The following is a 21,462-nucleotide window of genomic DNA, read 5'->3' on the forward strand; positions in this document are numbered from 1 at the left end:
TCTAGTTCCAATCCAGGCCGCCGCGCCGCCACACGTAGGCGTACGCGAAGCCGACCGTCGCGATGAACAGCAGGATCTCCACCAGGCCGAACGTGCCCAGCGCGTCCGCCTGCACGGCGAACGGGTAGAGGAAGACCATCTCGATGTCGAACAGGATGAACAGCATCGCGGTGATGTAGTACGCGACCGGCATCCGCCCGGCGCCGACGAGCGGCTGCGGCGACGGCTCGATGCCGCACTCGTAGGCGGAGAGCTTGGCCTTGTTGTACCGGCTGGGGCCGACGAGCGGCCCCAGCAGGACCGACAGCACGGCGAACGCCAGCGCCAGGACGAACAGGATCACGATGGGCAGGTAGGGCTTCAGGCTGGGGGCCTCTTGCGCCAGCTGCACCGTGTCGGTTCGGGTCAGCAACGTCAGCACGGGGTCTTCGCCATCCTTTCCGCGCCGATGCGGTTGTGCTTGTGGTGGGGAACCGCTTGGCCTCGTCGGCACCCTAAGGGACCTGGGTCACACCGCCGAGGGTCAGGGTCTCCTTACGGCCCGTGGCTGGACCGAACTCTGCTTGTGAAATAGTTCACAAGCCACTCGTCGCGGATGTGAAGGGATTCACAAAGCATGGGGGGAGTCTAGGACGCGACTCACACTCTTGTCCCTAGGGCCCCGTGTTATAAGGGTCGCCTAACTTTTCCCGCCATCGTTGTCACAGCCCGATGACGGCCCGCGCGCGACCTGCGCGAAGGCCGTTCAAGATCGCTTGACGGCCGGACATTTGGGACGTCGGCGTGTGAGCTATCCCACTGACCGCACGGCCAACTTGCTGGGCCACTCGTGTGTCCGCGCGCGTCAGCGCGGGCTCGGCGTCGCCTTGGCGAGGGCCGCGATCAGCCGGTCGACGCCGTCGCCGCCCTTGGCGTCGTAGCAGCCCGACAGGCCCTTGTAGACCAGCGGCAGCAGCTTGTTGATGCGCAGGCCGTACTTGGTGCACGCGTGCATGATCTTCGGCTTGCCGATGATCTTCGCGAAGACGTTGCCCAGCGCGTAGTAGCCGCCCATCAGCTCACCGACCGCGCGCGGGTACGCCTCCAGCGCCCGCTCCCGAGAAGGCCCTTCGCGGCGCGCGAGCGCTTGCACGACGACCTCCGCGGCGATCTGCGCGGACTCCATCGCCGCCGAGATGCCTTCGCCGTTGAACGGGCTGACCATGCCGCCCGCGTCGCCGAGCAGCAGCAGGCCGTCGCGGTAGTGCGGGGTGCGGTTGAAGCCCATCGGGAGGCCGGCGCCGCCGACCTTGCCGATCGCGTTCTCCTCGCGGTAGCCCCACTCCTCCGGCGTCCCGTCCAGCCACTGGCGCAGCAGCGCGCGGTAGTCGGTGTTCCGGAACGACGCCGACGTCGACAGCATGCCGAGGCCGACGTTCACCGTGCCGTCGCCGAGCGGGAACGCCCAGCCGTAGCCCGGCAGCAGCTTCGGGTTCCGCGGGTCGGAGCGGTCCCACAGCTCGAGGTGGCCCTCGATGAACGGGTCGTCGTGGCGCGGGCTCTTGTAGTACTGGCGCACCGCCACGCCCATCGGGCGCTTCTCGTTCTTCTGGATGCCGACGCTCAGCGCGAGCCGCGCGGAGACGCCGTCGCAGGCCAGGACCAGCGGCGCGCGGTAGTGCACCGGCGTCTTCTCCGGGCCGACCTTGGCCTCGACGCCGACCACGCGCCCGCTCGCGTTCGTGATCGCGCTGGTGACGGTGGTGCGCTCGTAGAGGCGCGCGCCCGCCTTCACCGCGAGCTTCGCGAGGAGGTCGTCGAAGTCGTGGCGGGTGCGGGAAACCCCGTACGGCGGGTAGCTGGTCAGGTCCGGCCAGTCGAGTTCGAGCGTCAGGTCGCCGGTGAGGATCCGCAGGCCGCGGCTGTGCACCCAGCCGGCTTCCTCGCTGGTGTCGATGCCCAGGTCGATCAGCTGCTTGACGCCACGTGGGGTCAGGCCGTCGCCGCAGACCTTCTCGCGGGGAAACTCGGTCTTCTCCAGCAGCAGGACGTCGACGCCCGCGCGGGCCAGGTAGGTGGCCACGGTGGACCCGGCGGGTCCGGCGCCGACGACGATGACTTCGGCGTCCTGGTCTGCGGTACGACGGCTCATGGCCGCGAGTTTATGCGGGCTTTCGCGCGCGGTGGATCGCCACGACGCCGAATGTGAGGTTCAACCACTCGACGTCGGTCCAGCCCGCACTCGCGATGATCTCGCCGAGCGTGCGCTGGTCGGGCCAGGTCAGCATGGATTCGGCCAGGTAGGAGTAGGCCTCGGGGTTCGACGACGTCCGCTTGCCGACCCACGTGAGCAGCCGCAGCATGAACCGCCGGTGGATGAACCGGATGGGCGCGAACGGCGGGGTCGAGACCTCGCAGATCACCAGCCGGCCGCCCGGCTTGACCACCCGGGCGATCTCGGTGAGCGCCGCCTTCGGGTCGACGAAGTTGCGCAGCGCGAGGGAGATCGTCACGGCGTCGAAGCTCTCGTCCGCGAACGGCAGGTTGAGCGCGTCGGCCGCAACCATCGGCACGTTCCGGTGCTTGCCGGCGCGGAGCATGCCGAACGAGAAGTCCGCGGCCAGGCACCAGGCGCCGCCGCGGGCGTACTCGACGGTGGAGACGCCGGTGCCGGCGGCGAGGTCCAGGACCTTCTCGCCGCGGCGGGCGTCGAGCACGCGGGCGGTGGTGGTGCGCCAGCGCCGGTCGAAGCCGAAGGTCATGAACGAGTTCGCCCGGTCGTACCCGGACGCGACGCCGTCGAACATCGCGGCGACTTCGTGCGGGTCCTTGTCCAGGCTTGCGCGTGACATGTCCTGAGGTTAGTCGCTGCCTCAGCGGAAGGTCGCCAGCATCCCGGCCACCGCCGCGGGCCAGGTGAACTCCTCGGCCCGCGCCCGGGCCGCTGCCCGCCGCGCGTCCTCCGGGCTCTCCAGGAGGTCGGTCACGGCCGTGGCGAACGCGGGCGCGTGGTCGTCCACCGCCGCACCACACCCGGGTTGCACGATCTCCCGCAGCGCCGATGAGGCCGACACCACCACCGGCGTCCCCGAAGCCAGGGCCTCCAGGGCGGCCAGCCCGAACGTCTCGTGCGGCCCCGGTGCCAGGGAGACGTCCGCGCTGGCCAGCAGCCTTGCGACGTCGCCGCGGCCCGACAGGAACCCCAGGAACGTCACCGGCAGCCCGCGCGCCCGGCGTTCCAGCGCCCGCCGCCGGGGTCCGTCACCCGCCACCACCAGCCGGACCTTCGCGCCGGCCTCCGTTAGCGAAGCGACGGTGTCCACGCTGCGCTCCACGTGCTTCTCCGGCGACAGCCGTCCACAGTGGACGAGCAGGGCGTCCGCGCCGGAGGCCAGGCCGGCGCGCCAGCCGGCGTCGCGCATGGCGGGCCGGAACGTCGCCAAGTCGACACCGAGCGGCACGCGGCGGACGTTCGGCGCGGCGATCCGGTCGAACTCCGCGCGCGCGAACGCCGTCGTGCAGACGACCGTGTCGTAGCTGGCCGCCATCCGCCGGTTGGCGACGTCGGCGACGCGGCGCGCCACCGGCTCGGGCAGCAGGAACTGCTCCAGCAGCCGGTCGAGGCGCTCGTGGGAGATGACCGTGCTCGGGACGCCGTGCCGCCGCGCCCAGCCGCCCATCCCCCGCAGCGTCAACCGGTCCGACACCTCCAGCCGGTCGGGTTCGAGCCGGCGCAGCACGGCGCGGACGCGGTGCGGGTCGACGGCCCGGTAGCCGCCGGTCCCCGGGATCTTCGGGGCGGGCAGCGAGAACCGGCGCACGCCGGTCGGCAGGACCTCGTCGGCGTAGCGGGTGCCGGGCACGACGAGCGTCACGGCGTGACCGCTCGCGACGTAGCCGGCGCCGAGGTGGTGCAGTGCCGTGCGCAGCCCGCCCGAGCGCGGCCCGTAGAAGTTCGCGAGCTGGACGATGTGCATGTCAGGCCGCGCGGGCGGCCCGGCCCCGCACGGCTTCGTAGTGCCCGAGCAGCTCGTGGCAGACGGCGGGCCAGGTGCGGCCCAGCACGACCTTGCGCGCCTTCTCGCCGAGCCTCGCGCGCAACGCGGCGTCGCGGAGGGCGTCGACCTTCTCGACGAGCGCCGGGCCGAAGCCCTCGCGGTCGGCGGGCAGCAGGTAGCCGGTCCGGCCGGGCAGGACGAGGTCCTTCGGGCCGCCGGCGGCCGGCGCGAGCACCGGCAGGCCGGACGCCATCGCCTCCTGCACCGCCTGGCAGAACGTCTCGTGCGGGCCGGTGTGGACGAAGACGTCGAAGCTCGCGTACGCCTTGGAGAGGTCTTCGCCGTACTTCGCGCCGAGGAAGGCGGCGCCGGGCAGCTGTTCTTTCAGGCTTTCGAGTTCCGGCCCGTCGCCGACGACGACCACGCGGATCCCCGGCACCCCGGCGAGCGCGGCCAGCCGGTCGACCTCCTTTTCCGGCGCCAGCCTGCCGACGAACCCGACGAGCAGTTCACCGTTCGGGGCCAGCTCGGCCCGCAGTGCCGCGTCGGCGTGGTCCGGGGAGAAGCGCTCGATGTCGACACCTCGCGCCCAGCGGTGCACGCGCGGGACGCCGTGCAGCTCGAGCTGTTCGACGGAGTCGCTGGACGGGGCGAGGGTCCGGTCGGCCCGCGAGTGCAGCCGCCGCACCCACCGCCAGGCGGCGCGCGCGGCGATACCGAAGCCGTACGCGGCGGCGAAGCCGGCGATGTCGGTCTGGTAGACGGCGATGGACGGGACGCGCAGCCGTCGCGCGGCGGCGAGCCCGCGTGCCCCGACCACGAAGGGCGAGGCCAGGTGCACGACGTCCGGGCCGAACGCGGCGAGCGCGGTGAGCACGGTGCGCGTGGGCAGGCCGATCGGCAGGGAGTTGACGCCGGGGACGTCGAGCGCGGGGATCCGCACGACGGGGGCGCCGCGGTAGGAGTCCGGGCCCGGTCCCGGGGCGATGATCAGCACGTCGTGGGCGCGTTCGCGCAGGTGCTCGACGACCCGCAGGACGGAGTTGGTCACGCCGTTCACCTGGGGCAGGAAACTTTCGGTGACTATGGCGACTCGCACGTCTTGGACGATCGCACCCGTTCCTGGCGCCCGTGTGACACGGCGGCCAACGCTGCCGGAACAGATCGGCTACGACATGTCATCTCAAGGTCGTGTCCCGGAAACCAGCGGGGCCCAGACTAAGCAGGCATGACCCTCTTGTCCTCCCGGCCGCCGCGGCCCGTCGAGCCCGGCTTGCTGTCGAGGGCGCTCGAAGTGGCCGGACGGCTGGCCAACGACGCCACCGACGTGATCACCGCGACCGCCGGCCGCGGCGCCCACCCGTCCACGCTGGATTCGCCGTTCGACTGGGTCACCGACACCGACCGCATCCTGGAGCGCCACACCAGGCGCGTCCTGACGGCGGAGTTCCCGGGCATCCCGGTGGTCGGCCACGAGTTCGGCGCGGACCACGGGGCGGACGTAGCGGAGTACCGCTGGGTGGTCGACTCGGTCGACGGAACGGCGAACTACGTTGCGGGCGTCCCGTGGTGCGCGTACAGCCTGGCGCTGGTGGACGCGGCGGGCCCGGTGGTGGGGGTGGTGGCGGACCCGTACCGAGCCCAGATCTACGCGGCCGCGCGCGGACGAGGGGCCCGCGCGAACGGCAAGCCGGTCCAGCTGCAGGACCGCTGCGTGACGGCGGGGGCGCTGGTGTGCACGGAGTTCGCGCGGCAGGGTCCGTGGCCGGGAATGGGCGGCTTCATCGAGCGAGCGGCGGCGGCGCACGCAGGAGTCCGGGTCCTGGGATCGGCGGCGTTGTCGATCGCGCAGGTGGCGCTGGGCCACGCGGCGGCGGCGGTGCTGCACAGCTACCACGAGTGGGACGTGGCGGGGTCGGTGGCGATGGCGATCGAGGCGGGCGCGGTGGTCCTGGACAAGCACGGCGAGGACACGGCGTTGCCGACGGACGGCCTGCTGGTGGCGGCCCCGGGAGTGGCGGACGAGGTACTGGGCTGGTGGCAGGAGACGGCCCACGCGGCCTAATCCGGTTGCGCGCCCGGTGACGATCGATTCATGCCCACCCTGCACACCGCACGCCTCACCCTCGTGCCCCTCGCGGACGAGCACCTCGAGCTGGAGTACGAGCTGGACTCCGACCCCGAGGTAATGCGCTACCTCACCGGCCGGGCGTCGACCCGAGCCGAGGTCGAGGAGGCCCACAAACGCCGGATGGACACCGCGCCCGGGTTCGGCTTCTGGATGGGGTTCGCCGGAGAGGACTTCATCGGCTGGTGGATCCTCCGCCCACCGCACGGCCCCGACCAGCCGAAGGTCGAGGGCGAAGCCGAGCTGGGCTACCGCCTGCTGCGCCGGCACTGGCGAAAGGGTTACGCGAAGGAAGGCTCACAGGAGCTGATCCGCTACGGCTTCGAAGAGCTGAAGCTGAACCGCATCTTCGCCCAGACAATGGCGGTCAACACCCCATCCCGAGCGACAATGACCTCGGCAGGCCTGACATTCGCGAGGGCATTCACATCGGCCGCGGAGTACGACGACCCGATCGAGGGCGCCGAGCAGGGCGAGGTCGAGTACGAGATAACCAGAAGCCACTGGCTGAAAGCGACGGGCTGAGCGAGAGCACGCGGGCTGCGCCTAGCCCTCCCCCGAACCTAGGTCAAACGACGGCCGGCTCGTCAACACGAGCCCGCTTGTCCACCCGCCGAATCCACCAGAGCAACGGCCCAGCCACCAGCCAGGTGAAGAACACAAAGCTCCCCAAGGGCAGCAAGGTCAACGTGGCGGACCGCCCGGCAACCCGAGCCAACTCGGGATCAGAAGCGTCGTACTCGATCCGAACAAGCTGCCCAGCAGCCAGCCCATCGGGATACAGCACCCCGTTCGCCGGACTGTGCACGATCCCATCCGGCGTCTCGAAGTGGATGATCGTCCGATCGAAAGCCACCGAATCAACGGTCGCATTGGCGGTACCGAGCTGAGCCTCGATAGCCCCATCGTTGCGAATCGCGGCGAACAGGAGACAAACACACATGACGGTGAGGAGCGAGGCGACGCCGAGGGCAGCCCACCACCCGACGCGCCTCACCCGCTCACCTCTAGTGCTCACGCCGCGAGCGTAGCGGTCGGACTCAGTGCGTGTGTTCCGCGGCGAGATTCCGGTGGTTCTCCTGGATCTGGTCGAACGACTTCGGCTTCACGGACGCTGCCCGCGCGGTGAAGGCCGCAGCACCGTTCGGCCCCACGGACGGCTTACCCGCCGTGTACAGCCACGTCTGGAACAGGTCGTGCAGCGGCTTCCCCGAGATCTTCTCCGCCAGCGCGATGAACTCCAGGATCCGCCCGTCCTTACCGCCCTTCTGCACCTGCCACGTCTGCAGGATCTTGAAGAACGCCTCGTCACCCACAGCGGTCCGCAGCGCCTGCAGGGCCAGCGCACCCCGGTCGTACACGGCGTTGTCGAACTGGTTGTCCGCGCCCGGGTCGGCCGGGACGAGCTTCCACAGGTCACCGTCGGCCGGGTTCGAGTCGTAGGTGTACTGGGCCAGCTCCGCGACCGTGCCCTCGCCCTCGTGCTCCGACCAGAGCCACTCGGCGTAGGACGCGAAGCCCTCGTTCAGCCAGATGTCGCTCCAGCGGCCGAGGGAGACGTTGTCGCCGAACCACTGGTGGGCGTTCTCGTGCGCGATCAGCGTCGTGTTCGAGCCCGCGCGGAAGTTCCGGGCACCGTAGGTCGGCCGGGTCTGGTTCTCCAGGGAGAACGTGATGCCGCTGGTCACGACCCCGCCCTCGGCCTCGAACGGGTACGGGCCGAACTGCGTCGCCAGGAACTCGTCGATCTCCGGCGTCCGCTCGACGCTGGCCTTCGCCGCGTACAGCGAGTCGCCGAGGTCGGCGCCGTACGCCGTGATGAACGGCTTGCCGTCCGGCGTCGTCGACTGGTTCAGCTCGTACTTGCCGACGATGAACGACGTCAGGTACGTGGCCTGCGGCTTCGTGCTCCGCCACTGCCAGCGGGTCCACCCCGCGCGGCTCTTCGTCGTGCGCACGAGCGAGCCGTTGGAGATGGCAACGTTGTCGTCCGGGGCTTCGATCGAGACGTCGTAGGTCGCCTTGTCGGTGGGGTGGTCGTTGGCCGGGAACCACCACGCCGAGCTCTGCGGCTCGTCGATGCCGAGCGCGCCGAAGGCACCCTTCTTCCAGGCGTTGATGCCGTCCACCGTCTCGGTCGACGGCGTGTCCGAGTACGCCACGACGACCGTCGCGGTCTGGCCCTTGAGCAGCGGCTGCGCCGGGGTGACGACGAGCTCGCCGTTGCCGGTCTGGTTCGCGAACTGCGCGGGGCGGTTGTTCACGCGCACGGTCGACGCCTTCAGCGCGAAGTCGAGGTCGAACCGCGAGAGGTCCTGCGTGGCGGTGAGCAGCAGCGTCGTCGTGCCCGCGAGGACGTCGGTCGCCGGCTGGTAGGTCAGGCGGATGTCGTAGTGGAGCACGTCCGTGCCGCCGTTGCCGGCGTTCGGGTAGTACGGGTCGCCGGCACCGGGTGCGCCGGGCGCGGGGGCCGCGGCGGCGGTGCCGGCGAGCAGCACCGAGACGACGCCGGCCGCGAGCGCACCGAAGCCGGTGCGCGTTCTTGCACGCATTCGAATCCCTCCAACGGGTGAGGTTCAGCGCGCTCGAACGTAGCCAGCCGGGCAGCACCCAGGTACCGGCGAAGGAAGGTTCTTACCTCCTGGGACCGGTCCCGGAAACCGCTTGACTCAGGCTGCGGACACGGCCGCCGAGACCGCCGCCCGCAACCGGCCGTGCAGGTCGCGGTGCCGCGACCGGTCGACCCGCACCTCCACGACCCGCAGCCCCGGCGCCGGCCGCAGGGCCGCGCGGAACTCGGTCAGCGTCTCCGCGACGACGTGCGGGACGCGGTAGCCGGCGCACAACGCGCCCAGGTCGGCGCCGTGCGGCGTGCCGAACACCCGCTCGAAGCTCGCCGCGTGCTCGGGTGCGCCCTGCTCCAGCAGGGAGAAGATGCCGCCGCCGTCGTCGTTGCACACGACGATCGTCAGGTCGGGGCGCTGCTCGGCCGGCCCGGTGAGCAGGCCCGACGCGTCGTGCAGGAACGTCAGGTCACCCAGCAGCGCGTACGACGGCCCGCGGTGGACGTACGCGGCGCCGATCGCCGTCGAGACCGTGCCGTCGATGCCCGCGACGCCGCGGTTGCGGTGCACCAGGACGTCCGGGCGCAACCGGCCGGCCAGCGCGACGTCGCGCGTCGGGTTGGACGAGCCGACGACCAGCAGTGAGTCCGCCGGCAGCGCGTCGACCAGCTCGGCCGCCAGCCGCAGCCCGGACGGCCACGGCTCGGCGGCCAGCACCGACGAAACGGCGTCGGACGCGGCGGCGTCGGCCCGGCGCCAGCTCGCCAGCCACTCCGGGTCGGCCGGCTTGGTCGGCTCGTCGAACCACTGCCCGACCTGCCGGACGTTGTGCGCCGGCGCCGGCCAGTCCGAGTCCGGGCGGACCAGCAGGACCTCGACCGACGGGTCCGAGATCACCTTCTGGATCTGCCGGAACACCGTCGGCCGGCCGAGGCAGAGCACCTGCTCCGGCTTGTGCTTCGCGATGAACTCCTCGACGCCCAGCAGCCACGCGCCGGACGAGATCGCCGTGCCGCCGGACAGGCCCAGCCCGCCGGTCTCCGACACCACCGGCCAGCCGTGCTGCTCGGCCCATTCGCTGGCCGCCTGGACGCCGGTGTCGCACGCGATGACCAGGCCGTGCCGCGCCGAGGGCACCACGAACGACGGCAGCGCGCCGAAGTCGGGCAGCTCGGTCCAGCGGGAGCCGTCGGGACGGCCGTCCAGGGACTCGTACCACTCGCCGTCGTCGTCGAGGTCCGGGACGAGCGGCTCGCGGAACGGGATGTTCAGGTGCACCGGGCCGCAGCGCCACTCGCCGTAGGCGGCGTTCCACGCGCGGCAGATCTGGCTGCGCCAGTACGAGTTCTGGCCGGCCCGCCGCTCGGCGACGGCCAGCTCGTCGAAGTAGCGGGCGGCGTCGCCGTAGAGCTGGTGCTGGTCGATGACCTGCGACGCCCCGGCCGCGCGAAGCTCGGGCGGCCGGTCGGCGGTCAGCACGATCAGCGGGACGCCCGCCCGGTCGGCCTCGAGGACGGCGGGGTGGAAGTTCGCGGCCGCGGTGCCGGACGTGCAGAGCACGGCCACCGGACGGCCGGTGCGGGCGGCGATGCCGAGCGCGAGGAACGCGGCCCCGCGCTCGTCGATGCGGACGTGCAGCTGGAGCTTCCCGGCCGCCGCCGCGTCATACAGCGCGATCGACAGCGGCGCGTTGCGGGAGCCCGGGCAGAGGACGACGTGCGAAACGGTGTTGCGGACGAGTTCGTCGACGATGACCCTGGCCTGCGCGGTGGAAGGGTTCACCGGCAGGCTCCAGGTGCGTCGAGATCGGATAAGTCCACGGGTCCTATTCTCCCAAACGTGGATGACGCCCGAGTTTCCGAGCTGTTCGACCCCGCCGCGTGGACCGAGGTCGAAGGTTTCGCCTTCACCGACATCACCTACCACCGCTCCGCTGAGAGCCGCGGCGGCAAACGCGTGGTGCGCATCGCGTTCGACCGCCCGGAGGTTCGCAACGCCTTCCGGCCGCACACCGTCGACGAGCTCTACCGGGCGCTGGACCACGCCCGGATGAGCGCCGACGTCGGCTGTGTCCTGCTCACCGGCAACGGCCCCTCGCCCAAGGACGGCGGGTGGGCGTTCTGCTCCGGTGGTGACCAGCGTATTCGCGGACGCTCCGGCTATCAGTACGCGAGCGGCGAGACCTCCGACACGGTGGACCCCGCGCGGGCCGGTCGCCTGCACATCCTCGAGGTCCAGCGGCTCATCCGGTTCCTGCCGAAACCGGTGATCGCGGTCGTGCCGGGCTGGGCCGCGGGCGGCGGGCACTCCCTGCACGTCGTGTGCGATCTCACCCTCGCCTCGGCCGAGCACGCGAAGTTCAAGCAGACCGACGCCGACGTCGGCTCGTTCGACGGCGGCTACGGCTCGGCGTACCTGGCGAAGATGGCCGGGCAGAAGTTCGCCCGCGAGATCTTCTTCCTCGGCCGCGAGTACTCCGCCGAGCAGATGCACCGGATGGGCGCGGTCAACGCGGTCGTCCCGCACGCCGACCTCGAAAAAGAGGCGCTGACCTGGGCGTGGGAGATCACCCGCAAGTCGCCGACGGCGCAGCGGATGCTCAAGTACGCGTTCAACCTCACCGACGACGGCCTGGTCGGCCAGCAGCTGTTCGCCGGCGAGACCACCCGCCTGGCGTACATGCAGGACGAAGCCGTCGAAGGCCGCGACGCGTTCCTGCAGAAGCGCGACCCCGACTTCAAGGACGTCCCCTATTACTACTGAGCTGCTCCCGGTCCACCTCGACGGTTCGCCTTCCGCGCTGACCGGGCTGAAGAACGCTCTCGCGGACGCGCTGGGCGGCGGCCCGGCGGTGCTGCCGTTCACCGACCCCGCGCTGCGGGACGCGATGGCCCCGGACGAGCCCGCCGAGCCGGACACGGCCGTGGTCATCGCCACTTCGGGCTCGACCGGCGCACCCAAGGGCGTGCTGCTCTCGGCCCGCGCGCTGATCGCGTCCGCCGAGGCCACGCACACCCGCCTCGGCGGTCCCGGCCACTGGCTCCTCGCGACGCCGGCGCACTACATCGGCGGCCTGCAGGTGCTGGTCCGGTCGCTGCTGGCCGAGATGCCTCCGGCGTTCCTGACCGGCACCGGCTTCCGGCCGGACGACTTCGCGGCCGCCGCGGCGACCTTGGAAGGCGGCCCGCGGTACACGGCGCTGGTGCCGACGCAGCTGGTCCGGCTGCTCGACGACGGCGGCGCGGGGCTGGCCGCGGCGAAGACGTTCGACGCGATCGTGGTCGGCGCGGCGGCGACGTCGGCGGCCCTGCGGGAGCGGGCGGCCGACGCGGGCGTGGCGATCGTGCCCGCGTACGGGATGAGCGAGACGGCGAGCGGCTGCGTCTACGACGGCGTCCCCCTCGACGGCGTCCGCGTCGACGTCGGCGGCGACCGGATCCGCATCGCCGGCGACGTCCTCGCCCACGGTTACCGGCGGCGGCCCGACCTGACGGCGGAGTCCTTCTCCGGCGGCTGGTTCACGACGTCCGACCGTGGGGTTCGGCACGACGACGGCCGCATCGAGGTCCTCGGCCGCGCCGACGACATGATCAACACCGGCGGCGTGAAGGTGTCCGCGAACGCGATCGAGCGGGTGCTGGGCGCCCGGCCGGGCGTGCGCGACGCGTGCGTCGTGGGCCTGCCGGACCCGGAGTGGGGTGAGGCCGTCGTGGCGCTGGTCGTCCCGGACGGTGAACCGCCCGAAGCGGACGAACTGCGTGCCGCGGTCCGGGCCGAACTGGGCGCGGCGGCGACGCCGAAACGCGTCGAATACGCCGCTGAGCTGCCCCTTCGCGGGCCGGGCAAGATCGACCGGGCGGCGGTGCGGACCCGACTTGGGTCGGGTTTGGGCGACTGAATGTCGCCACTTCGTTGACATGCACGGCGTGCACCCGCTTGGCTACGCACCATGACGCGCTGGATTCGCACCGCCTTGATCGGCACCGCCGTCGCCCTGGGGGTCCTCCTGCCCGCCGGTGCGGCCTTGGCCGACGGCCCCGGAGCCGACCCGAACAGCGGCCAGCTCACCTGGCAGCTGCCGACCTCGGACTGATCGCCGGTCGCTGATCGACATGGCGTTGAATGGCGCCATGGCGACAGTGAACGAGTGGATCGAGGGGGCCCGGCCGCGGACGCTGCCGAACGCGGTGGCGCCGGTGGTGGCGGGGGTCGGCGCGGCGATCGCCCTGGACGCGTTCTCGTGGTGGCGCTCGGTCTTGGCGCTGCTCGTCTCCCTCTCGCTGATCGTCGGCGTCAACTACGCCAACGACTACTCCGACGGCATCCGCGGCACCGACGAAAACCGCGTCGGCCCCCTGCGGCTGGTCGGTTCGGGCGTCGCCGCGCCGAAGGCCGTGCTGACCGCCGCGCTGGTCGCGCTCGGCCTGGCCGGGGTGCTCGGGCTCGTGCTGGTCGTCAGCAGCGGGCACTGGTGGCTGCTGGTCATGGGCGCGCTGTGCATCCTCGGCGCGTGGTTCTACACCGGCGGCAAGAAGCCGTACGGCTACTACGGTTTCGGCGAAATCGCGGTGTTCGTGTTCTTCGGGCTGGCCGGCGTGCTGGGCACGGTGTACGTCCAGGCGGGCCGGGTCAGCTGGGCCGGGCTGGCGTGCGCGGTCGCCGTCGGCAGCTTCTCGACGGCGGTGCTGACGGCCAACAACCTCCGCGACATCCCGACCGACATCGAGTCCGGCAAGCGCACCCTGGCGACCCGTCTCGGCGACGGCGGGACGCGTCGGCTGTACCTGGTGCTGGTGGCCGTGCCGTACGTGCTGAGCATCGTGCTCGGCATCTTCCAGCCACTGGTCTTGATCACGCTCGTGACCGCGCCGATGCTGCTGAAGTCGGTCCGGGCGGTCGGCGGCGGCCAGCAGGGCCGGGCGCTGATCCCGGCGTTGCGGGACACCGGCCTGGCGATGCTCGCCTGGGCCGTGCTCGCCGCCGTGGCGCTGAGCTTCTAGTCCTCCGGGACGAAGAACTTCCCGGTCGTCAGGAACTCCTCGAACAACGCCGTGTGCGGCGCCAGGTCCAGGCCCTGGGCCTCGATCCACTCGTCGTTGTAGTAGGTGTGCGCGTACCGCTCGCCGCCGTCGCACAGCAGCGTCACGACGCTGCCCGCCTGGCCGTCCTCGACCATCCGCGAAATCAGCCGGAACGCGCCGTAGAGGTTCGTGCCGGTCGAGCCGCCCGCCCAGTGCCCGGTGCGCTCGCGCAGCAGCCTGATCGCCGCCAAGGAGCCGGCGTCGGGGATCTGGAACATCTCGTCGATGACGCCCGGGACGAACGACGGCTCGCAGCGCGGGCGCCCGATGCCTTCGATGCGCGACGGCATCCCGGTCGCGTAGTCGAGCGCGCCGGTTTCCCAGGCCCCGTAGAACGACGAGTTCTCCGGATCGGCGACGCAGATCTTCGTCGTGTGGCGCTTGTAGCGGACGTACCGGCCGAACGTCGCGCTCGTGCCGCCCGTGCCCGCGCCGACCACGATCCACGTCGGGATCGGGTGGCGCTCCGAGCGCATCTGCGCGAACACCGACTCGGCGATGTTGTTGTTGCCGCGCCAGTCCGTCGCGCGCTCGGCGTAGGTGAACTGGTCGAGGTAGTGCCCGCCGCTCTCGGCCGCGAGCCGCTCGGCTTCGGGGTACATCGCCGGGGCTTCGTCGACGTAGTGGCACTCACCGCCGTAGAACTCGATGAGCGCGATCTTCTCCTTCGACGTCTTCCGCGGCACGACCGTGATGAAGCGCAGGCCGAGCATGCGCGCGAAGTAGGCCTCGGACACCGCCGTCGACCCGCTGGACGCCTCGACGAGCACGGTGTCCGGGCCGATCTGGCCGTTGACGAGCCCGTAGAGGAACAGCGAGCGGGCCAGCCGGTGCTTCAGCGAGCCGGTCGGGTGGACGGACTCGTCCTTGAGGTACAGGTCGATGCCCCACTCCGGGGGCAGCGGGAAGACGTGCAGGTGGGTGTCGGCGCTGCGGTTCGCGTCGGCCTCGATGATCCGGACGGCCTCGCGGACCCAGCTGCGGGCGTGCGGGCGGCTCATTCCGCTTGCCCCGGCGCGTCCCCACGCAGCTGCGCGCGGAGCTCGGCACGGGCCCGGGCGCGCTTCTCGTTGCGCTTCGCCAGGCCGGCCGTGACGCGGGTGTTCAGCGGGCGGAACAGCAGGAGGCCCAGCGGCAGCCCGACGACCAGGCCGACGACCAGCGCGACCAGCAGGGGCACGCCGACCAGGGTCAGCACCCAGGCGATCACCCCGACCAGCACGAACCGCGCCAGGAGGTACAGCGTCAGGTCACGGGGCAGGTTGGTCTCCACACTGACGCAGGCTACGCCCCGCCCGACCGGTCCTTCTGCAGGCCCGCGTTGTTCGGGCGGCCCTCGAAGCGCGTCGAGAGCACGACGGTCGTGTTCGTCCGCCCGACGCCGGGGATGCGCCGGAGCCGGCCGAGGGTCCGCTCCAGCTCGTCGACGGTCGGCACGCGCACCTTGACGACGAAGGCCTCGTCGCCCGCCACCGCGTAGCAGCTCTCGACCTCGTCGAGCTCGGCGAGCGCGTCGGCGACGTCGTCCTCCGTCGCGGTGTCGGTCGGGTGGATGCTGACGAGGGCGGTGACGCCGAGGCCGACCGAGTTCGGGTCGACGACCGCGTGGTAGCCGGTGATCACGCCGGCGGCTTCCAGCTTGCCCACCCGCTCGTGCACCGACGACGCGGAGAGCCCGACGGCCCGCCCGAGGTCGGCGTAAGTGGCCCGTCCGTTGATGCGCAACGCCGCGATGATCTTCCGGTCCAACTGATCCACGGGATCACTCTATGCGGTTGGACAATCCCCCATTGAGACCACGCCTCGCGGCCGATGACCCAGGCGAAGGACATCTCCGCACGTCATGTCACCACAGCAGTAGTTGCAGAACGTAAGCAAGCTGTCCGTTTTGACCTTTAAGGGCTCTTTACTCTTGGACAACCGTTCGAGTACCCGACGGGTGAAGTGCAACGATTGCCGTGTTGGCTACCCCGGCGCGACGGGCCAGAAGGGCCCGGATCGCCTCCGGTATAGCAGTGAGGTCGTTAAGGAGGCGGAAAATGACCGCGACGATGGGCGGACGCCTGCTCACCCCTGGCGAGGTGGCAGCACTGTTCCGGGTGGACCCCAAGACGGTCACCCGCTGGGCGACGGCGGGCCGCATCGGCTCGATCCGGACCCCGGGCGGGCACCGGCGGTTCCGGGAGTCCGAGGTGAACGAGCTCCTCGCGGAGCTGACCACGGACGCCAGCGAACCGGCCCGCAAGGTCTGAAGGAATTCCGGCGCGGGGCCGCGCCGGGCACGGGGACTTCCCCCGCCCGGCGCGGCCCTTCGTCGTTTCTTGGGACCACCCGGCCGGGCCGCCTGGATAAGGAACTCGCGCCCAACCGCCTCCGGGCGAAGCCCGGGAGCGCGCCAGTGGAGGGAGGCGGCGCCGCCCGGCAGGCGGGCCCTGGGTAAAGAACTCCCGCCGGCCTCCGGCCCCGCGCCCTGCGGCGGAAAGAACCCGCCCGACATTCGCCCAGCCGCCTCCGGGCCAGAGCGGCCCGCGGGCTTTCCGCGAACCATCCGCGCGCCGGAGCCGTATCCAGGTAAAGGGAAACCATCCCGTCCCCCGCGGGGCCGTTCGTGTTCCGGTCGTCACCCCGCTCGCCGCGGTTCGGGCCGAAACCCGGCCCGACGGGTTAACCTCGGGGGACCCACACGGAAGGATCCGGCATGCTCGCTCTGCTCGCGGCGGTCGGCGCGCTGGTCGTCGCCCTGCTCCTGTGGCGGTCGTTCGCCGGTCAGCGGATGGTCACTTCGCCGCCGCGCCGCGCTCCGATCGCTCCGGACGACGATCCCGACTTCCTGCGCCAGCTGGCCGAACAGCAGCGCAAGCGCCGGGACGAGGAGGGCTAGCGGTAACCCTGCGAAAGCGGGGTCGCGAAGCCGTCGGCCACCGTCGCCGCCAGGTCCAGCAGCGCCAGCCGCGTGTCGCCGGTCAGCCGGTCCAGCTCGATCTCCGCGCCCTCTTCCAGGTGCGGGTCGAACGGGATCTTGCAGACCGCGCGGACCTTCGCCCCGAAGTGGGCCGACAGCTTGTCCAGGTCGACCGAGCCACCCTTCGGGCGGACCGAGTTGATCACCGCCACCGAGCGCTTGACCAGCTCGCCGTAGCCGTGGGCCTCGAGCCAGTCGAGCGTCGCCGAGGCGCTGCGGGCGCCGTCGACCGAGCCGGACGACACCACGACCAGCGCGTCCGCGACGTCCAGCACGCCCTTCATCGCCGAGTGCATCAGGCCGGTGCCGCAGTCGGTGAGCACGATGTTGTAGAAGTGCTCGAGCAGGTTGACCGTGCGCCGGTAGTCCTCCTCGGAGAAGGCCTCGGAAACGGCCGGGTCCTGCTCGCTCGCGAGGATTTCCAGCCGGCTGGCGCCCTGGGACGTGTACGACCGGACGTCGCTGTAGCGCGTGATGCGGGCCGCGTCGCGCAGGAGGTGGCGGACCGTCGCCGTCGTCTCCAGCGGGAGCTTCTGCGACAGCGTGCCGCGGTCCGGGTTCGCGTCCACCGCCACCACGCGGTCGCCGCGCAGGGAGGCGAACGTCGCCCCGAGCGTCGTCGTCACCGTCGTCTTGCCGACGCCGCCCTTCAGCGACAGCATCGCGATCTTGTAGCAGCCGCGCAGGGGCTGGTTGACGCGCGCGATGAGGTCGCGGCGCTGGATGTCCGCCGGGCTCTCGCCGGGGTTGATCAGCTTGCCGGAGCCGACGTAGACGGCCTTGCGCCAGCCGGACTGCGGGGGCCGCTTGACCTGCTTGACCAGGTGCGCGGTCGCGAGGTCGTGGCCGTGGCCCTGCGGCGCCGCCGCGTGCCGGCCGCCCTGGGGCTGCGGGAGCCCGGTCGCCTGCTGCTGCGGTTGCTGCGGGTACTGGCCCGGCGCGTACTGCGGCTGCAGCGGCGGCAGGTTCTGGTCGTAGCCGTACTGGGCCGGCGGCACCTGGTGCGGCCCCGAGACGCCGGGGTTGACCTGGTGGGGCCCGGACACGGCCGGGTTGACCTGGTGCGGCCCCGAGACCGCGGGGTTCACCTGGTGGGGCCCGGACACGGCCGGGTTGACCTGGTGCGGCCCGGACACCGCCGGGTTGGGCGGCGGCGCGACGGCCTGCGTCGGCTGCGCGTCGAGCGCGGCCGGCGGCTCCGGATGCGGCTGCGAGTCCGTCCGGTCGTCGGCGAACAAGCTCGCCTCAGGCTGCTTTTCGGCCTGTTCGGGGTGGCCAGGAGCCGATTCTTCACTGGGTCCGGTCACCGGTGTAAACCTCCGCGCACTCCGCCCGACATCACGCCCCCTGATGAGGACGGTAGTCGGCGGACCCGCGGTCTGCTCAGCCCACCCCGGCGTACGAGTGCAAGCCCGCGGTGACGAGGTTCACGAAGAACAGGTTGAAGATCATCGCGGCGAACCCGACGATGTTGATCGCCGCGGCGCGCGCCCCGCGCCAGCCCGCGGTCGCCCGCGAGTGCAGGTAGGCCGCGTAGATGACCCACGCGATGAACGCGACGGTCTCCTTGGGGTCCCAGCCCCAGAACCGGCCCCACGCCGACTCGGCCCAGACCGCGCCGCACAGCACGCCGAAGGTGAAGACCGGGAAGGCGAAGATCGTCGTCCGGTAGGCGATCCGGTCGAGGACGTCGGCCGCGGGCAGCTTCGAGGCGAACCGGGCGAACTTCGTCCCGTCCTTCTCGTACGCGGAGCGGAACAGGTAGAGCACGCTCGCGACACCCGGCACGAGGAACACGCCGGAGCCGATGATCGCCGCCGAGACGTGGATGACGAGCCAGTACGACTGCAGCGCGGGCTGCACCGGCGCCGCGGTCGTGTAGAGCAGCGTCCCGTTGATGAACATCAGGATCACGACGGGCAGCAGCAGGAAGCCGGTGAGGTGCCGGACCGGGAACTTCCACATCACGACGATCCAGGTGACCACCGTGATGAAGGTGACCGCCATGCCGTACTCGTACATGTTGCCCCACGGCGCGCGGTGCACGGCGAGCCCGCGCAGCACGATCGCCGAGAGCTGCAGCAGCGCGCCGAGCACGAGCAGCGAGGCGCCCATCTTGCCGATCCGCTCGGGCCGCCCGGCCGTGCGCTGCGCGACCTGAACCTCCTCGATCGGCGGCCCGCCGGCGCCGACGAGCTCGCGCGCCCGGAGCTTCGCCCGCTCGGTGGCGAGCCTGCCCTTGGCGCCGAAACCCTGCTCGATCAGCGTCATCATCAGCGCGACGACGTAGATCGCCGCGGCGGTGGTGTACAGCCAGTCGCTGTAGGTCGACAGCGTCTCGTTGATCGGCATGCCTCAGCCCTTCTGACCACTGATCAGGCGTTCACTGATCTTGTGGAACTCTTCGCCGTACCCCGCCTGGTCGGTGCGGGCGAGTCCGGCGACCTCGATCACGGTACCCGGGTCGTCCTCGGTCCCCGGCTTCACCCGCACCCACAGCCGGCGGCGCTTGACCAGCAGGGACGCGCCGAGGCCGAGGAACATCGCGATGGCGAAGCCGAGCACGAACCCCTGCGTCGGGTCGTGGGAGACCTGCAGGGAGACCCAGTGGTTGACGCCGTCGAAGCGGATCTTCGTGCCGTCGTCGAGCTTGATCTCCTGGCCGACCTTGAGGTTCTCGCGGGCGATCTTCTTCAGCCTGCCGTCGTCCACCAGGGACTGGTCGATCTCGAACACCGACTGGCCGCGCCCGGCGTCCAGGCCGAGGTCGCCGCGCATGATGTCGACGGCGACGGCCGGGTCCTTGAGCTCCGGCGCCGACGACGTCAGGACGTTGCCGTGCAGGAACGACGTCGGGGCGAACAGGCCGGTGATGGCCAGCTGGCGGGTCCGCCGCTGGACCTCGTCGGTGATGCCCGGCTGGTCGAACTTCGTCGCGCCCTCGGCGAGCATCGTGGTCGGGTCGACCGTCCGCCACTGGGTGTTCTGGGTGCGCTTGGACCCGTCCGGGAAGGTCACCGTGAACTGCGGCGAGTAGCCCTGGCCCAGCAGGTAGACGCGGTCGCCCGCGGTCCGCAGCGGCGAGTTGACCTCGAGGCCGTACGGGCGCCAGGTGCCCGTGTCGAGGTCCTGGCCGGACTGGTACTGGATGTTCGCGTGGTAGTACTCCGGCTCGCCGGCCAGGGTGTACCGCACGGTGAAGTCGTTCACCTTCACACAGAACGGGTCGAGGTCGGTGCCGTCGACGCGCAGGCCCGCGTTGAAGGAGTCGTAGTTGTAGATGCCGGAGTTGCAGAACGAGCTGCCGTCGGCCTGGACGATGACCTGGCCCTCGTAGCCGTAGAGCTTGCCGAGCGCGAAGAACACGATCAGGCCCAGCATGCTGAAGTGGAAGAGCAGGTTGCCGGTCTCGCGCAGGAACCCGCGTTCGGCGGAGATCGTGCGGACGCCGTCGGCCTCTTCGCGCTCGACGCGGCGCCAGCCCGACAGTTGCTTGTGGACGGCCGCGATCTCGGCTCCGACGTCGGCCTTGCCGCGGCCGAGCCGGTAGTGCGGCATCCGGGCCAGGTTGCGCGGGGTCAGCACGGGCTTCGCGCGCATCGCCTTGACGTAGTCGAAGCTGCGCGGGGTCAGGCAGCCGACCAGCGAGACCATCAGCAGCAGGTAGATGGCCGAGAACCAGATGCTGGAGTAGACGTCGTAGAACTCGAGCTTGTCGAGCAGGGTGCCCCACCAGCCGTGGGCGGCGATGTACTCGTCGACCTTGGGGGCGTTGAGCTTCCGCTGCGGCAGGAGCGCGCCGGGCAGGGCGGCCAGTGCGAGCAGGAACAGCAGGACGAGCGCGGTGCGCATCGACGTCAGGCCGCGCCAGGTGTTGCGGAGGAAGGCGAAGGTCCGCTTCGCGGGCGTCGGGCCTTGCGGGGCCTTCGGGGGCGCTTCCGTGGTGGTCACAGCGGCAGCTCCAGGTTGCCGGCGAGTTCGTTGCGGAGCCAGCCCATCAGGTCTCCCCAGACGCCGGTGACCAGCAGGATGCCGACGATCATCAGCAGCACGCCGCCGAAGATCTGCACCTGCCGGCCGTGCCGGCGCACCCAGTCGGTGGCGCGCACGGCCCAGCGGGCGCCGAGCGCGATGAGCAGGAACGGCAGCCCGAGGCCGAGGCAGTAGACGGCGATCAGCAGGTACCCGCGTGCCTCGGCGCCGCCGGTGGCGCTGGCCAGCGTGGTGACGGCCGAGAGCGTCGGGCCGATGCAGGGCGTCCAGCCGAGGCCGAAGATGGCGCCGAGCACCGGGGCGCCCCAGATGCCGCCGCCGGGGACGCGGTGCGAGCGGACCTCGCGCTGCAGGCCGGGGATCCAGCCGAGGAAGACCAGCGCCATGGCGATGGTGAGGACGCCGCCGATGCGCTGGAGGAGGTCCTGGTTGAGGGTGAGCGTGTCGGCCAGCCAGACGAGGGTGCCGAGGGTGGCGACGAAGACGACGGTGAACCCGAGCACGAACAGCAGGGCGGCCCCGAGAACGGCCCACCGGCCCTTCTTGCGTTCCTCATCGGCGCTGACGGCGGGAGCATCGGCTCCGACGAGCGCGGCGAGGTACGCGAGGTACCCCGGCACGAGCGGCACGACGCAGGGCGAGGCGAAGGAGATGGCCCCGGCCAGCAGCGCGACACCCGCGGCGAGCAGCAGCGGTCCGGAGATCGCCAGCTCGGTCACGGAGTTCACCCCGTCGAGGGTAGGCAGTGAGGTCCTGG

At 71.3% G+C, this 21,462-nt stretch carries 23 protein-coding genes; 8 read left to right on the forward strand and 15 right to left on the reverse strand.

Features of this window, described 5'->3' with window-relative positions:
• Nucleotide 1: 1 nt before the first annotated feature.
• The 5 genes from AB0J40_RS32805 to AB0J40_RS32825 form a co-directional block, all read right to left on the reverse strand.
• Complete coding sequence (locus AB0J40_RS32805) at nt 2–421, reverse strand: NADH-quinone oxidoreductase subunit A (protein WP_364460780.1); 420 nt, start codon at nt 419–421, stop codon at nt 2–4.
• Nucleotides 422–844: 423 nt separating this feature from the next.
• On the reverse strand, nt 845–2,131 hold the full coding sequence (locus tag AB0J40_RS32810; protein WP_364460783.1) for a geranylgeranyl reductase family protein: 1,287 nt from the start codon (nt 2,129–2,131) through the stop codon (nt 845–847).
• Nucleotides 2,132–2,141: 10 nt separating this feature from the next.
• Nucleotides 2,142–2,831 (reverse strand): demethylmenaquinone methyltransferase, encoded by a 690-nt coding sequence (locus tag AB0J40_RS32815; RefSeq protein WP_364460786.1) that lies wholly within the window; start codon nt 2,829–2,831, stop codon nt 2,142–2,144.
• Nucleotides 2,832–2,852: 21 nt separating this feature from the next.
• Nucleotides 2,853–3,956: a glycosyltransferase family 1 protein gene (locus tag AB0J40_RS32820; RefSeq protein WP_364460789.1), complete on the reverse strand. Its 1,104-nt coding sequence runs from the start codon at nt 3,954–3,956 to the stop codon at nt 2,853–2,855.
• 1 nt (nt 3,957) lies between these two features.
• Nucleotides 3,958–5,028, reverse strand: a complete 1,071-nt coding sequence (locus AB0J40_RS32825; protein ID WP_364460792.1) for a glycosyltransferase family 1 protein — start codon at nt 5,026–5,028, stop codon at nt 3,958–3,960.
• Between the two features lie 177 nt (nt 5,029–5,205).
• On the opposite strand from AB0J40_RS32825, the gene AB0J40_RS32830 reads away from it, so the two are divergent.
• On the forward strand, nt 5,206–6,042 hold the full coding sequence (locus AB0J40_RS32830) for an inositol monophosphatase (RefSeq protein WP_364460794.1): 837 nt from the start codon (nt 5,206–5,208) through the stop codon (nt 6,040–6,042).
• A gap of 30 nt (nt 6,043–6,072) precedes the next feature.
• Nucleotides 6,073–6,630 (forward strand): GNAT family N-acetyltransferase, encoded by a 558-nt coding sequence (locus AB0J40_RS32835; protein WP_364460797.1) that lies wholly within the window; start codon nt 6,073–6,075, stop codon nt 6,628–6,630.
• Between the two features lie 43 nt (nt 6,631–6,673).
• Here the strand turns inward: AB0J40_RS32835 and AB0J40_RS32840 are convergent, their stop codons facing one another.
• From AB0J40_RS32840 to menD, 3 genes are all read right to left on the reverse strand, one after another.
• Nucleotides 6,674–7,123 carry a DUF3592 domain-containing protein gene (locus AB0J40_RS32840; RefSeq protein WP_364460800.1) on the reverse strand — a complete coding sequence of 150 codons (450 nt, stop codon included), beginning with the start codon at nt 7,121–7,123 and terminating at the stop codon, nt 6,674–6,676.
• Between the two features lie 22 nt (nt 7,124–7,145).
• Nucleotides 7,146–8,657: a M1 family metallopeptidase gene (locus AB0J40_RS32845; RefSeq protein ID WP_364460802.1), complete on the reverse strand. Its 1,512-nt coding sequence runs from the start codon at nt 8,655–8,657 to the stop codon at nt 7,146–7,148.
• 117 nt (nt 8,658–8,774) lie between these two features.
• Nucleotides 8,775–10,451: a 2-succinyl-5-enolpyruvyl-6-hydroxy-3-cyclohexene-1-carboxylic-acid synthase gene (gene menD, locus AB0J40_RS32850; protein ID WP_364460805.1), complete on the reverse strand. Its 1,677-nt coding sequence runs from the start codon at nt 10,449–10,451 to the stop codon at nt 8,775–8,777.
• A 57-nt stretch (nt 10,452–10,508) separates the two neighbouring features.
• On the opposite strand from menD, the gene AB0J40_RS32855 reads away from it, so the two are divergent.
• From AB0J40_RS32855 to AB0J40_RS32870, 4 genes are read left to right on the forward strand one after another with little or no spacing between them, the layout of a single operon-like run.
• Nucleotides 10,509–11,432, forward strand: coding sequence for a 1,4-dihydroxy-2-naphthoyl-CoA synthase (locus AB0J40_RS32855; protein ID WP_364460808.1), 924 nt, complete (start codon nt 10,509–10,511; stop codon nt 11,430–11,432).
• Between the two features lies 1 nt (nt 11,433).
• The gene (gene menE, locus AB0J40_RS32860) at nt 11,434–12,567 is read left to right on the forward strand and encodes an o-succinylbenzoate--CoA ligase (RefSeq protein WP_364461180.1); all 1,134 of its coding nucleotides are present in this window, start codon (nt 11,434–11,436) and stop codon (nt 12,565–12,567) included.
• Nucleotides 12,568–12,618: 51 nt separating this feature from the next.
• Entirely contained in the window at nt 12,619–12,762 is a 144-nt protein-coding gene (locus AB0J40_RS32865; protein ID WP_364460811.1) for a hypothetical protein, read from the forward strand.
• 37 nt (nt 12,763–12,799) lie between these two features.
• Nucleotides 12,800–13,669, forward strand: a complete 870-nt coding sequence (locus AB0J40_RS32870; RefSeq protein WP_364460814.1) for a 1,4-dihydroxy-2-naphthoate polyprenyltransferase — start codon at nt 12,800–12,802, stop codon at nt 13,667–13,669.
• Here AB0J40_RS32870 and AB0J40_RS32875 read toward each other — a convergent pair.
• The 3 genes from AB0J40_RS32875 to AB0J40_RS32885 are packed head-to-tail and all read right to left on the reverse strand — an operon-like array spanning nt 13,666 to nt 15,508.
• The gene (locus AB0J40_RS32875) at nt 13,666–14,751 is read right to left on the reverse strand and encodes a PLP-dependent cysteine synthase family protein (protein WP_364460817.1); all 1,086 of its coding nucleotides are present in this window, start codon (nt 14,749–14,751) and stop codon (nt 13,666–13,668) included. The genes AB0J40_RS32870 and AB0J40_RS32875 overlap by 4 nt on opposite strands.
• Nucleotides 14,748–15,023, reverse strand: a complete 276-nt coding sequence (locus AB0J40_RS32880; protein WP_364460820.1) for a DUF4229 domain-containing protein — start codon at nt 15,021–15,023, stop codon at nt 14,748–14,750. The genes AB0J40_RS32875 and AB0J40_RS32880 overlap by 4 nt, the downstream gene beginning before the upstream one ends.
• Before the next feature lie 11 nt (nt 15,024–15,034).
• Nucleotides 15,035–15,508 carry an Lrp/AsnC family transcriptional regulator gene (locus tag AB0J40_RS32885; RefSeq protein ID WP_360263461.1) on the reverse strand — a complete coding sequence of 158 codons (474 nt, stop codon included), beginning with the start codon at nt 15,506–15,508 and terminating at the stop codon, nt 15,035–15,037.
• A gap of 281 nt (nt 15,509–15,789) precedes the next feature.
• On the opposite strand from AB0J40_RS32885, the gene AB0J40_RS32890 reads away from it, so the two are divergent.
• Nucleotides 15,790–16,002 carry a BldC family transcriptional regulator gene (locus tag AB0J40_RS32890; RefSeq protein WP_033291096.1) on the forward strand — a complete coding sequence of 71 codons (213 nt, stop codon included), beginning with the start codon at nt 15,790–15,792 and terminating at the stop codon, nt 16,000–16,002.
• Between the two features lie 446 nt (nt 16,003–16,448).
• Entirely contained in the window at nt 16,449–16,631 is a 183-nt protein-coding gene (locus AB0J40_RS32895) for a hypothetical protein (protein ID WP_086677865.1), read from the forward strand.
• Here AB0J40_RS32895 and AB0J40_RS32900 read toward each other — a convergent pair.
• The 4 genes from AB0J40_RS32900 to AB0J40_RS32915 form a co-directional block, all read right to left on the reverse strand.
• Entirely contained in the window at nt 16,628–18,019 is a 1,392-nt protein-coding gene (locus tag AB0J40_RS32900; RefSeq protein WP_364460824.1) for an AAA family ATPase, read from the reverse strand. The genes AB0J40_RS32895 and AB0J40_RS32900 overlap by 4 nt on opposite strands.
• Nucleotides 18,020–18,095: 76 nt before the next feature.
• On the reverse strand, nt 18,096–19,064 hold the full coding sequence (ccsB, locus tag AB0J40_RS32905) for a c-type cytochrome biogenesis protein CcsB (RefSeq protein ID WP_364460827.1): 969 nt from the start codon (nt 19,062–19,064) through the stop codon (nt 18,096–18,098).
• A gap of 3 nt (nt 19,065–19,067) precedes the next feature.
• On the reverse strand, nt 19,068–20,663 hold the full coding sequence (locus tag AB0J40_RS32910; protein ID WP_364460830.1) for a cytochrome c biogenesis protein ResB: 1,596 nt from the start codon (nt 20,661–20,663) through the stop codon (nt 19,068–19,070).
• Complete coding sequence (locus AB0J40_RS32915) at nt 20,660–21,433, reverse strand: cytochrome c biogenesis CcdA family protein (protein WP_364460833.1); 774 nt, start codon at nt 21,431–21,433, stop codon at nt 20,660–20,662. The genes AB0J40_RS32910 and AB0J40_RS32915 overlap by 4 nt, the downstream gene beginning before the upstream one ends.
• Nucleotides 21,434–21,462 lie beyond the last annotated feature (29 nt).

This window comes from Amycolatopsis sp. NPDC049691, from assembly GCF_040675005.1.
Taxonomy (GTDB): Bacteria; Actinomycetota; Actinomycetes; order Mycobacteriales; family Pseudonocardiaceae; genus Amycolatopsis.

Bases quoted from the DNA above. Each gene is read 5' to 3' on its own strand.
- AB0J40_RS32835 (WP_364460797.1), top strand. From the start codon at position 6,073: ATGCCCACCCTGCACACCGCACGCCTCACCCTCGTGCCCCTCGCGGAC.
- AB0J40_RS32830 (WP_364460794.1), top strand. From the start codon at position 5,206: ATGACCCTCTTGTCCTCCCGGCCGCCGCGGCCCGTCGAGCCCGGCTTG.
- ccsB (WP_364460827.1), bottom strand. From the start codon at position 19,064: ATGCCGATCAACGAGACGCTGTCGACCTACAGCGACTGGCTGTACACC.
- AB0J40_RS32890 (WP_033291096.1), top strand. From the start codon at position 15,790: ATGACCGCGACGATGGGCGGACGCCTGCTCACCCCTGGCGAGGTGGCA.
- AB0J40_RS32820 (WP_364460789.1), bottom strand. From the start codon at position 3,956: ATGCACATCGTCCAGCTCGCGAACTTCTACGGGCCGCGCTCGGGCGGG.
- AB0J40_RS32870 (WP_364460814.1), top strand. From the start codon at position 12,800: ATGGCGACAGTGAACGAGTGGATCGAGGGGGCCCGGCCGCGGACGCTG.
- AB0J40_RS32845 (WP_364460802.1), bottom strand. From the start codon at position 8,657: ATGCGTGCAAGAACGCGCACCGGCTTCGGTGCGCTCGCGGCCGGCGTC.
- AB0J40_RS32895 (WP_086677865.1), top strand. From the start codon at position 16,449: ATGCTCGCTCTGCTCGCGGCGGTCGGCGCGCTGGTCGTCGCCCTGCTC.
- AB0J40_RS32875 (WP_364460817.1), bottom strand. From the start codon at position 14,751: ATGAGCCGCCCGCACGCCCGCAGCTGGGTCCGCGAGGCCGTCCGGATC.
- AB0J40_RS32815 (WP_364460786.1), bottom strand. From the start codon at position 2,831: ATGTCACGCGCAAGCCTGGACAAGGACCCGCACGAAGTCGCCGCGATG.
- AB0J40_RS32865 (WP_364460811.1), top strand. From the start codon at position 12,619: ATGACGCGCTGGATTCGCACCGCCTTGATCGGCACCGCCGTCGCCCTG.
- AB0J40_RS32810 (WP_364460783.1), bottom strand. From the start codon at position 2,131: ATGAGCCGTCGTACCGCAGACCAGGACGCCGAAGTCATCGTCGTCGGC.